This is a genomic window from Paeniroseomonas aquatica, assembly GCF_030409335.1.
Taxonomy (GTDB): Bacteria; Pseudomonadota; Alphaproteobacteria; order Acetobacterales; family Acetobacteraceae; genus Belnapia; species Belnapia aquatica.
Map to the genome: position 1 here is coordinate 114248 of NZ_JAUFPN010000195.1, position 10782 is coordinate 125029.

The following is a 10782-nucleotide window of genomic DNA, read 5'->3' on the forward strand; positions in this document are numbered from 1 at the left end:
TATCGGTTGGAATGTCCCGGCCGGCTCCCGCCGGCGGCGTGCCGCGCCCGCCCATGCCGCGCCTCAGGCCATCGAGGGCCAGTAGTCGGCCGGCTTGCCGTGGTGGGCGAGGAAGGCCTGGGTATCGGCCCGCAGCTGCTGGCGCAGCCGCTCGCGCACCGCCGCCCCGGGCCGGGGCCGCGGCACCGCCGCCTCGCTGGTCCGGTTCACCTCGGGATTGGGCACGCCCGCCAGCTCGGCCGGGTCGGCGCCGAGGAAGCCGCAGACCTCCGCCAGGCTGCGGCGGTGGTCGGCGCGGTAGTCCTCGTAGAAGATCACCTTCACCCGCGCCTCGCCGAACAGCGCCAGGAAGGGCTGCAGCTGCCGCCGGTAGTTCGAGCGCTCGACCGCGCCGCGCTGCGCCGCCGGCGTCTGCACCCAGTCCTCGAAGGGCGGCAGCGCCGGATCGTCGCGCCGGGCATGCCGGTACTGCGAGACGATGCGCTCGAGCGGGTCGCGGACGAGGTAGATCAGCCGGATCGGGCCGAGGTGGCCCATGATCCGCTCCGGCACCGCCTGCACCAGGGGGAGCATGGTGTAGGCGACCGTGGCCTCGCCCCGCAGCGGAAAGCCCCCGGCGCCGGCGAAATGCGCGAGATAGGCCTGCCATGCCGGGCTCGCCGGGTCGGGCCGCAGCTGCGGCTGGCGGTCGAAGAGGTGCAGCTCCTTGGCATCCGGGATGAAGATGTCCGGATGCTGCGCCAGCTGCAGCGCCAGGGCCGAGGTGCCCGACTTGGCGGCGCCGATGATGAGGAAATTCGGCTTCACCGCCTCCGGTCCGGGCGCCGCGGGCGGCGGCGCCTCGCGCGACAGGACGGTGAAGCGCGAGCGCGGCACCCGGTCCTCCGCTAGCTCGCCGCAGATCCCGGCCAGCGCCACCGCCGCATCTCCGTGCATGGCCGGGGAGGGGTAGTAGCGGTTCTCCGTCACCATCCGGCCATTGCCCATGTCGAGCGCGACCGGCCTGCCGCCGCGGGTGATCTCGCGCAGGCAGAGGCCCTCGGAGGGCACCGGATAGCCGGAGGTGCAGGCATAGAGGACCACGTCCTGCGCCCGGCCGCGCTCCTCGTAGAAGCGGACGATGCCCTCGACCTCGGCGGCGGTGGTCATGCCGGTCGAGACATGCAGCTCGCCGGCGTAGTGGCGGCAGAGCCAGTCCTGCAGCCGGCATGGAGGTTGGTCGCCGAGGGGATCTTGAGGAAGGCCGGGCGGAGCGCCGCCATCTGCAGCGCCGAGGTCAGGTCCCAGACCGAGGTCGAGGAGGCGATGCCCTGCTCGGCGCAGCAGGCCTGCAGCTCGGCATGCTCTGGTCGGGGGTGAATTCCAGCGCCTCGCGGTGGGCGCCGTAGGTCGGGCCATAGGCATTGCCCGGCACCGGGTGCGGCGCCTCGTACTGTGGGGGCGAGAGCAGCTCGCGGTTGCTGCGCTTCTGGAACTTCACCGCGTCGACCCGGCGGACCTTCGCCGCGACGCCGATGAGCTCCCGGGCGATCGCCATGTCGCCCCTGTGGTTGCAGCCTATCTCGGCAACGAGGCGGACCATCCGGCAAGCTCCAGGGACTAATTCATTCTATAATCATAATTATATGATCACAAAACAAATCAGCGCCGGTGGCCGGCCGCCCCGCCCCGTTTCAGTCCGCGGTGATGCGGGCGCTGCGGATCAGCGCCTCGGTCCGCGCCATCTCGGCCCTGAGGAAGGCGCCGAAATCGGCCGGGCTGCCGCCGACGATCTCGGAGCCCAGCTCGAGCAGCCGTGCCCGGCCCTCCGGCGTGCCGACGATCGCCAGGATCTCCCGGTTCAGCCGCGCCGCCACCGCCGGCGGCATCCCGGCCGGGCCGATCACCGCATACCACTCCGCCACCGCGAAGCCGGGGATGGCGGCCTCGGCGATGGTCGGCAGTTCCGGCGCATAGGCCTGCCGCGCCGCCGCGGTCACCGCCAGCGCCCGCACCTGCCCGGCGCGGACGAAGGGCAGGGTGGAGCTGGCGTTGCCGAACATCAGCTGCAGCTGCCCGCCGACCAGGTCGGCCAGCGCCGGCCCGCCGCCGCGGTAGGGGACGTGCACCATCTCGATCCCCGCCGCCTGCTGGAACATCTCCCCCGAGAGGTGCACCGAGGTGCCGATCCCCGGCGAGCCGTAGGCCAGCCGCCCCGGGTTGGCCTTGGCATGGGCGATCAGCTCCGCCACCGAGCGCACCGGCAGCGCCTTGTTCACCACCAGGATGTTGGCGACGTTGGCGAGGTGCAGGATCGGGGTGACGTCGTCCACCGGGTGGTAGGGCTGGCGGGTCAGCAGCGCCGCGGTGATGAGGGTGCTGATGGTGATGCAGAAGGTGTGGCCGTCGGGCGCCGCCCGCAGCGTCTCCACCACGCCGGCCGCGCCGGCGCCGCCGCTGCGGTTCTCGATGACCACCGACTGCCCGAGCGCCGCGGCCAGCGGCGGGCCGATGAAGCGGGCGAGGATGTCGGTGGTGCCGCCGGGCGGGAAGGGAATGACCAGCCGCAGCGGCCGGCTCGGCCAGCCCGGCGTATCTCGGGCCGTCCCGGCCAGAGATAGATTTTGGGCCGTCCCGGCCCGGGGTAGGTTTTGGGCCGTCCCGGCCCGGGGCATATCTTGGGCCGTCCCGACCCGGGGCAGGGCCGTCATGGCGAGCGCCGCGCTGGAGGCGGCGACCAGGGCGCGCCGTCGGATCGGCATGGCTGTTCCTTCCGGTCGGATCGCTGCCAGCCTATCGCGCCCCGCCGCGGCGCAGAAGCCGGCTTCAGGACGGCTGGCTGATGAGGGCGAGCTCCGCCGCCGGGCGCGGCCTGCTGAACAGGTAGCCCTGGGCCTCGGTGCAGCCCAGCGCCGCCAGCGCCAGGAACTGCGCCTCGGTCTCCACCCCTTCGGCCGTGGTGCTCATCTCGAGGGCGGCGCAGAGGCTGACGATGGCCCGGACGATGGCGCCGCTGGTCCGCGTCTCCGCCAGGTTCTTCACGAAGCTCTTGTCGATCTTGACCTTGTCGAAGGGGAAGCGCTGCAGGTAGCCGAGCGAGGAATAGCCGGTGCCGAAGTCGTCGAGCGCGATGGAGACGCCGAGCCGCTTCAGCCGGTGCAGGGTGGCAAGCGTCGCGTCCGTGTCGCGCAGCATCACCGTCTCGGTGATCTCCAGCTCCAGCCGCGCCGGCTCCAGGCCCGAGTCCCGGAGCGCCGCCTCCACCGCGGGGACCAGCCGCGCGCTGGCGAATTGCACCGGGGAGAGGTTGACCGCCACCTTCTCCCGCCCCGGCCAGCCGGCCGCCACGGCGCAGGCGTGCCGCAGCGCCCATTCGCCGAGCGGGACGATCAGCCCGGTCTCCTCCGCCAGCGGGACGAAGCGTTCCGGCATGACCAGCCCGCGCTCCGGGTGATGCCAGCGCAGCAGGGATTCGAAGCCGGTGATGCGCCGGTCCCGCAGCCGCACCTGCGGCTGGTAGAAGAGCTCGAACTCCCCCGCCTCGATCGCCCGCCGCAGGTCGAGCTGCAGGCTGCGGCGGAGCTGGGCGTGGCTGTTCATCTCCGGCTCGAAGAAGCGGAAGGCGCCGCGGCCGGCCGCCTTGGCGCGGTAGAGCGCCATGTCGGCGTTGCGCAGCAGCTGGTCCGGGTCCGGCCCGTCCTCGGGCGCGACGGCGATGCCGATGCTGGCGCCGACGATGACGTAGTGGCCGTCGAGGTCGAAGGGCGCGCCCAGGGTCTCGACCAGCCGCTGCGCCAGCAGGGCGACGCCGCGCGGATGCCGCACCCCGGTCTGCACGATGGCGAATTCGTCGCCGCCCAGCCGCGCCACCGTGTCCTGGTCCCGCACCTCGGCCAGGATGCGCGCCGTTACCACCTGCAGCAGCCGGTCGCCGACCGGATGCCCGAGCGTGTCGTTGACGTCCTTGAAGTGGTCGAGGTCGAGGCAGAGCACGGCGCAGGCGTCGCCGTGCTGGGCCCGCAGCACCGCCTCGTCCAGCCGGGTCCGCAGCAGGATGCGGTTGGCCAGGCCGGTGAGGCTGTCATGGTGCGCGAGGTGGGTGATCTGCGCCTCGCTCCGCCGCTGCTCCTCCAGGATCCGCAGCTCGGTGCGGGCCTGGTCGAGCATCTCGCGGCTGCGCCACTGCCGGATGCCCAGCAGCACGACGCCGAGGATCACCGCCACCAGCAGCAGCGCCCCGCCGATGGTGTAGCCGGCCTGCCGGTACCAGAGCCGCAGGATGTCGGCCAGGGTCCGGGTCACCGTGACCACCACCGGGTATCCCTCCAGCGCCCGTGCCGCGATCAGCCGCTCGACGCCGTCCAGCACGCCGGTGCCGCGGGCGGTGTTGCTCTCGGCGATGCCGAGCAGCTGCGGGAAGGTCAGCTGGCCGGCCGGGGTCGGGATGCCGATGCTGGCCGGCGCGCGCGGCCAGCGCGCCATCAGGTAGCCGTCGCGCCGCCAGAGCGAGATAGTGCCGTTCTGGCCCAGCACGATGCGGCTGAGGAATTCCTCGAACTGGGTCAGGCCGACGCCGACGCCGACGATGCCGAGGAAGCGCCCCTCCGGCGTGGTCAGCCGCCGGGTGAGGTAGATGTTCCAGGTGCCGGTCTGGACGTTGCGGGCCGGCGGGGCGAGGTAGCTCCGCAGCTCCGGGTTGTCCCGCAGCATGGCGAAATGCGGCCGGCTGGCGATGGAGAAGACCGGCTGAGGCCAGGCCCGGGTGGAGGCGATGGTCTGGCCCTCGGCATTGGTCAGGAACAACGCCTCGATCTGCGGCAGCGCCAGGACGCGGGCGTGCAGGTCGCGGTTCACCGCCCGGGTCGAGAGCATCTCGTTGAACTGCTCGGTGCTCCGGATGCCCATCGCCTCGACCAGCTCGACCAGCCCGTCCTGCAGCAGCTCGACCGAGCGGAAGGTGTTCTCGGTGTAGTTGGCCAGCACCAGCGCGAGGTTGCCGAGCTCGCGCTCGGCATCCTGCATGGTGCGCCGGTGCAGGTGGGCCAGCAGCACCGCGGCGCTGAGGGCGGTGGCGAGGGCGACCAGGACGCCGGACAGCACCAGCCAGCGCAGGCTGCGAGGACGCCGCGGGCGGGATGCGGCCGGGCGGGGCGCGGCGGCGGCGCCCGGACCGGACCCCGGCGCGGCCAGCCCCTCCGCGTCCCGGAGCAGGGATACCGGCAGGCTGGCAGGAACGATGCCAGGACTCGCATTCATCGCCGGGAACTTGCCTTGGAGCGCATGTGACGCCAGAGGCTACCCCATTTCCGGCCCCGGGTGTACAACCGATAGTTGGAATGCCCGGCCGGGCTCCTCGATTTTTCCCGGCTTGCAACGACCTCCCCGGCGTCCCATGTTGCTGGCACTCCCGCAGGCAGAGTGCCAGGCGCCCGGATCGCGGGGGCCGGCGCCGGCCGCGCGGGGCAAACAGACCAGGCCGGGGAACCTTCCCGGCCGGCGCCCGGAAAGTACGCCCATTTCATGACATTTCGCCCTCTGCACGACCGCGTCGTCGTTCGCCGGATCGATGCCGAGCAGAAGACCAAGGGGGGGATCATCATCCCCGACACCGCGCAGGAGAAGCCGGTCGAGGGCGAGATCATCGCCGCCGGCCCCGGCACGCTGACCGAGCAGGGCACCCTCCGCGCGCTCGACGTCAAGGCCGGCGACCGCGTCCTGTTCGGCAAGTGGTCCGGCACCGAGGTCAAGATCGACGGGGAGGACCTCATGATCATGAAGGAATCCGACCTGCTCGGCGTGATCACCAAGGCCTGAGCCAAGCCCGCCTTTCAGCCCCTCATTCCAGGAATACCCCCATCATGGCAGCAAAAGACGTTCGCTTCGGCGAAGACGCGCGCAAGCGCATGCTCCGCGGCGTCGACACCCTCTGCGACGCGGTGAAGGTGACGCTCGGCCCCAAGGGCCGCAACGTGGTGCTCGACAAGTCCTACGGCGCGCCGCGCATCACCAAGGACGGCGTGACCGTCGCCAAGGACATCGAGCTCTCCGACAAGTTCGAGAACATGGGCGCCCAGATGGTGCGCGAAGTGGCCTCGAAGACCAACGACATCGCCGGCGACGGCACCACGACGGCCATCGTGCTGGCCCAGGCGATCGTCCGCGAGGGCGCCAAGGCGGTCGCCGCCGGCATGAACCCGATGGACCTCAAGCGCGGCATCGACACCGCCGTCGCCGCGGTCACCGCCGAGATCGCGCTGCGCAGCCGCAAGATCAGCACCGAGGCCGAGACCGCCCAGGTCGGCACCATCTCCGCCAACGGCGAGAGCGAGATCGGCGCCATGATCGCGCAGGCGATGCAGAAGGTCGGCAACGACGGCGTCATCACGATCGAGGAGGCCAAGGGCCTCGAGACCGAGCTCGACATCGTCGACGGCATGCAGTTCGACCGCGGCTACCTCTCCCCGTATTTCATCACCAATGCGGAGAAGATGGTCGTCGAGCTCGAGAATCCCTACATCCTGATCCACGAGAAGAAGCTCTCGGCGCTGCAGGCGATGCTGCCGCTGCTCGAGGCCGTGGTGCAGTCCGGCCGGCCGCTGCTGATCCTCGCCGAGGACGTCGAGGGCGAGTCGCTGGCCACCCTGGTGGTCAACAAGCTGCGCGGCGGCCTCAAGGTCGCGGCCGTCAAGGCGCCGGGCTTCGGTGACCGCCGCAAGGCGATGCTGGAAGACATCGCCATCCTGACCGGCGGCGAGGTCATCTCGGAAGACCTCGGCATCAAGCTCGAGACCGTGACCCTGGCGCAGCTCGGCTCGGCCCGGACCATCCGGATCGAGAAGGAGAACACCACCATCGTCGCCGGCGCCGGCGGCAAGGACGCGATCAACGCCCGCATCGCCCAGATCCGCGCCCAGGTCGAGGAGACCACCTCGGACTACGACAAGGAGAAGCTGCAGGAGCGGCTGGCCAAGCTGGCCGGCGGCGTCGCCATCATCCGCGTCGGCGGCCAGACCGAGGTCGAGGTGAAGGAGCGCAAGGACCGCGTCGACGACGCGCTGCATGCGACCCGCGCCGCGGTCGAGGAAGGCATCGTGCCCGGCGGCGGCGTCGCGCTCGCGCGTGCCGGGCTGGTGCTCGAGGGGCTGAACGCCATCAACTCCGACCAGAAGTTCGGCATCGAGATCATCCGCCGCGCCGTCCGCATCCCGATGCGGCAGATCGCGGCGAATGCCGGCGAGGACGGCGCCGTCGTCTCCGGCAAGGTGCTGGAGAACGCCGACTACGCCTACGGCTACGACGCCCAGACCGACACCTACAAGGACCTGGTCGCCGCCGGCATCATCGACCCGGCCAAGGTCGTCCGTGCCGCCCTGCAGCATGCGGCCTCGGTCGCCGGCCTGCTCATCACCACCGAGGCGATGATCGGCGATCATGTCGAGCCGCCGGCCCGCGACGAGGGCTGAACCGGCGGCCGGCCCCCGCGGGGGCCGGTGCGCCATGGCGTGAAGGCCGGGGGGAAGCGCTGCTTCCCCCCCGGCCTTTTCCACATGGGCCTTTTCCTATTTCAGCCGCCCCCGCATCATGCTGAACCCGGCCGCCGCCAGCGCGAAGCCGACGCCCGCCGCCAGCGCCAGCTTCGGGCCGCCGCCGAGCTGGAAGGCGATCGCCACCAGCGTCGTCCCCAGGGTTTGCCCGGTCAGCCGCGCCGTCGCCTGCATCCCGCCGGCGCCGCCGCTGCGGGCCATCGGCGCCGCCGAGAGCATGGTGCGGTTGTTCGGCGTCATGAAGAAGCCGAAGCCGGCGCCGGCCACCGCGACGGCGACGGCCAGTACCGGCATCGGCGAGCCCCCCGGCAGCAGCACCAGCGCCAGCAGCGCGACCGACAGCACCCCGCCCCCGAGCATGCACAAAAGCGCGGTCGGCATCCGGTCCGACAGCCGCCCGGCCAGCGGCGCCGCCACCGCCAGCGCCAGCGGCCAGGGCGTCATCAGCAGCCCGGTCTCGAGCTGGTCGTGGCCATTGGCGATGAAGTGGAAGGGCAGCGAGACGAAGGTCAGCGACCAGGCGGTGAAGGCGCAGACCGAGGCGGCGACCGCGACCGCGACCGCCGGCAGCCGCAGCAGGTCGAGCGGCAGCAGCGGGGTCGGCGTCGCCAGGTCCCGCCGCACCAGCGCCACCGCGGCGACCAGCCCGGCCGCGACCCCGGCGAGGCCGGCCAGCGGCGCCGTCAGCAGCAGGTCGGCGCCGAGGAAGATCAGCCCGAAGGCCAGCGCCGCCAGCCCGGCCGCCGCCCAGTCGAAGCGCCGCCGCGCCCGCGGCGTCTGCGGCAGGGTCAGCGCCCCGATGACGATGCCGGCGATGCCGAGCGGCACGTTCACCGCGAACAGCCAGGGCCAGGGCCCCAGCGCCAGGATGGCCGAGCCGATGGTCGGCCCCGCCGCGGCCGAGATGGCCACCGTCATCGCATTCAGCCCGATGGCCCGGCCGAGCTGCCGCGACGGGTAGGTATAGCGCACCAGCCCCGCCGTCAGCGCCATCACCGCCGAGGCGCCGAGCCCCTGCACCACCCGGGCCAGCACCAGCAGCGGGAAGGAGGGCGCCAGGGCGCAGCCGAGCGAGGCGACCACATAGACCACCATCCCGCCGAGGAAGACCCGGCGGAAGCCCAGGATCTCCGCCAGCGAGGCGAAGGAGATCAGCGTCGCCACCACCACCACCTGGTAGCCGTTGGTCAGCCAGATCACGCTGGCCGGGTTCACCCCGAGGTCGCGGCCGATCGCCGGCAGCGCCACGTTGATCATGGCGGTGTCGAGCACGGTGATGACGATGGAGACCAGGATGGCGGCGACCGCGAAGCGGCGCCGCGGCTGGGGCAGGCCGTCCTCGGCGGGCGTCATCCGCCGGGGGGCCGCGCCGCTACCCGGGACGCCGCCGGGCGACAGGGGGCCGCCACCGCGCCCGGGGCACGGGGTTCGCCGAATGTTTGGATGCCTTCCTCCCGCATCAGGCCGGGGCGCGTCGTGGCGCCCCGGTCGTTCCCGCCGTGGCCGGCGGCCGCTGAACGCTACTCGGCGGCGGCGGCCATCGGAACCCGCGGCAGCGCAACCCCGACCAGCACGTCGCGCGTGACCAGGGCGGCGAGCTGCGCCTCGTCCCAGCCCTCGGTGCCCGCGGGGCGCAGCGGCAGCACCATCCAGCGGTAGTCGGCGGTGCTGTCGATCACCCGGAGCTGCACGCCGGGGGCGATGGTGGTGCCCCATTCCGCCAGCACCGCCCGGGGCTCGCGCACCGCCCGTGAGCGGTACTCGAAGGACTTGTACCAATGCGGGGGGTAGCCGAGCACGGCCCGCGGGTAGCAGCTGCACAGCGTGCAGACCACCAGATGGTGCAGCGTGGGCGTGTCCTCGAGGATGCCGAGCGGCGGCGCCCCGGCCATGGAGACGCCCATCTGCTCCGCCGCGGCGGCGCCGTTGGCGACCATGGACTTCCGCCATGCCGGATCCAGCCAGGCCCGGGCCACCATGCGGGCGCCGATCTCCGGGCTGGCCCGGTCGGTGCTGGCCTGGCGGGCGGCGATCTCCTCCTCGGAGACCAGACCTTTGGCCTTCAGGGCGGTGACCAGCCGCTCCAGCAGGGCGAGGGATTCGGGGCGGGCGGGGGCGCTCATGCTGCTTCCTTCACCGGCTTCGGCGCCGGTTCCAGCCAATGCTCGAAGATCTCCACCAGCAGGCTGTCGCCGGCCTCGCCCTCGGACCAGATCGGCGGCTGGTCGAACAGCACGTGGTAGAGCGGCCGGGCCGGTGCCGGGCGGCCGAAGGCGAGGTCCTCGGGGTTGGGGAAGCTGCCGAGCACCCGCTCCACCCGGCCGTGGCGGCCGCGCAGGTAGTGCGGGGTGCGGATGTGGCAGCGCCCGCGCGCCTCCGGCCAGTCGTCCTTCACCCGCACCCGGTCGCCCGGGGCGAAGCCATGGGAGAAGGCCGGGCTCATCGCACCTCCTCCGCCGCGATCACGCCCTTCTCGACCATCAGCGCGGTGATCGAGGTCAGCCAGCGCTCGTAGTAGGTGAGGGAGAAATACTCGGCCTCGGGGATGGACTCGATGCCGCGCCGCAGCTCGTCCACGGTCATCATCTTCTTCTGCGCCAGGATCTGCCGCAGCGCGTCGACCCGCTTGCCGAAGTCGTCCGGCGGGGCCTCGTCGCGCTCGACGGGGGTGCAGCGGTAGCGGCTGGCGCCGCCGAGGTCGTGGATGGCGGGGATGGGGGCGTCGGTCATGGACCCCAGGCTAGGGCGCGGGCGGGGGGGTCGTCCAGCGCTGCTACTCGATCGCCTCGCCGGCGCCGATGCCCCAGATCTCGCTCCGCCTGATCCAGCCGCGGTAGTCCCCGACCCGCGCCTCGCACCAGGCGCTGGCGGCCTCGCAGCGGCGGAGGCTGCCGATCACCCCCGGCCGCAGCCGGGCGACCGGCTCCGCCGCATCCTCCGGCCGGTGCCGCAGCGCCCGCTCCTCGCCCTGCACCAGGAAGGTGCGGCGGGCCGAGAGCAGCGGCTTCTGCACCCAGCCCTCGGTGCCATCGGGGTCGCGGATGCGCCGCCAGGCCTGGTGCTCCTCGATGATCTGCACCGGCAGGTCCTTGCGCTGGTAGGTCCAGTCGATGCGGAAGCGCAGGTCCGGCCCGATCCGGAGGTTGACCTGGTTGGAGCCCAGCGCGGCGAAGCGCGGCAGCGGCCTGCCGGTGTCGCTGCCGGCCGGCGGCGCCGCCGGCGGCGCCGGGGCGGGCGCCGGCGGGCGGGTGACGGCGGC

At 72.5% G+C, this 10782-nt stretch carries 12 protein-coding genes; 2 read left to right on the forward strand and 10 right to left on the reverse strand.

Going from position 1 to position 10782, the window contains the following annotated elements; translation table 11 throughout:
• Positions 1–63: 63 nt before the first annotated feature.
• The 5 genes from QWZ14_RS25010 to QWZ14_RS25025 form a co-directional block, all read right to left on the reverse strand.
• Entirely contained in the window at positions 64–1203 is a 1140-nt protein-coding gene (locus tag QWZ14_RS25010; protein ID WP_353959339.1) for a sulfotransferase domain-containing protein, read from the reverse strand.
• The gene (locus QWZ14_RS32040; protein WP_353959340.1) at positions 1146–1361 is read right to left on the reverse strand and encodes an N-acetylneuraminate synthase family protein; all 216 of its coding nucleotides are present in this window, start codon (positions 1359–1361) and stop codon (positions 1146–1148) included. Before QWZ14_RS32040 ends, QWZ14_RS25010 begins: the two co-directional genes overlap by 58 nt.
• The gene (locus QWZ14_RS25015; protein ID WP_290319704.1) at positions 1277–1582 is read right to left on the reverse strand and encodes a hypothetical protein; all 306 of its coding nucleotides are present in this window, start codon (positions 1580–1582) and stop codon (positions 1277–1279) included. Before QWZ14_RS25015 ends, QWZ14_RS32040 begins: the two co-directional genes overlap by 85 nt.
• 91 nt (positions 1583–1673) lie before the next feature.
• The gene (locus QWZ14_RS25020; RefSeq protein WP_290319706.1) at positions 1674–2741 is read right to left on the reverse strand and encodes a Bug family tripartite tricarboxylate transporter substrate binding protein; all 1068 of its coding nucleotides are present in this window, start codon (positions 2739–2741) and stop codon (positions 1674–1676) included.
• Positions 2742–2805: 64 nt separating this feature from the next.
• Positions 2806–5235 (reverse strand): putative bifunctional diguanylate cyclase/phosphodiesterase, encoded by a 2430-nt coding sequence (locus QWZ14_RS25025; RefSeq protein ID WP_290319707.1) that lies wholly within the window; start codon positions 5233–5235, stop codon positions 2806–2808.
• 264 nt (positions 5236–5499) lie between these two features.
• On the opposite strand from QWZ14_RS25025, the gene QWZ14_RS25030 reads away from it, so the two are divergent.
• Positions 5500–5793, forward strand: coding sequence for a co-chaperone GroES (locus QWZ14_RS25030; protein ID WP_290319708.1), 294 nt, complete (start codon positions 5500–5502; stop codon positions 5791–5793).
• 44 nt (positions 5794–5837) lie between these two features.
• Positions 5838–7442, forward strand: coding sequence for a chaperonin GroEL (groL, locus tag QWZ14_RS25035; RefSeq protein ID WP_290319709.1), 1605 nt, complete (start codon positions 5838–5840; stop codon positions 7440–7442).
• 96 nt (positions 7443–7538) lie between these two features.
• Here groL and QWZ14_RS25040 read toward each other — a convergent pair whose 3' ends face one another.
• The 5 genes from QWZ14_RS25040 to QWZ14_RS25060 form a co-directional block, all read right to left on the reverse strand.
• The gene (locus QWZ14_RS25040) at positions 7539–8876 is read right to left on the reverse strand and encodes an MFS transporter (RefSeq protein WP_290319711.1); all 1338 of its coding nucleotides are present in this window, start codon (positions 8874–8876) and stop codon (positions 7539–7541) included.
• 167 nt (positions 8877–9043) lie between these two features.
• Positions 9044–9646: a nitrile hydratase subunit alpha gene (locus QWZ14_RS25045; protein WP_290319712.1), complete on the reverse strand. Its 603-nt coding sequence runs from the start codon at positions 9644–9646 to the stop codon at positions 9044–9046.
• Positions 9643–9966, reverse strand: coding sequence for an SH3-like domain-containing protein (locus QWZ14_RS25050; RefSeq protein ID WP_290319713.1), 324 nt, complete (start codon positions 9964–9966; stop codon positions 9643–9645). The genes QWZ14_RS25045 and QWZ14_RS25050 overlap by 4 nt, the downstream gene beginning before the upstream one ends.
• The gene (locus QWZ14_RS25055; protein WP_290319714.1) at positions 9963–10253 is read right to left on the reverse strand and encodes an SH3-like domain-containing protein; all 291 of its coding nucleotides are present in this window, start codon (positions 10251–10253) and stop codon (positions 9963–9965) included. Before QWZ14_RS25055 ends, QWZ14_RS25050 begins: the two co-directional genes overlap by 4 nt.
• 43 nt (positions 10254–10296) lie before the next feature.
• On the reverse strand, positions 10297–10782 hold a 486-nt coding region (locus QWZ14_RS25060), incomplete at its 5' end, for an SH3 domain-containing protein (protein WP_290319715.1).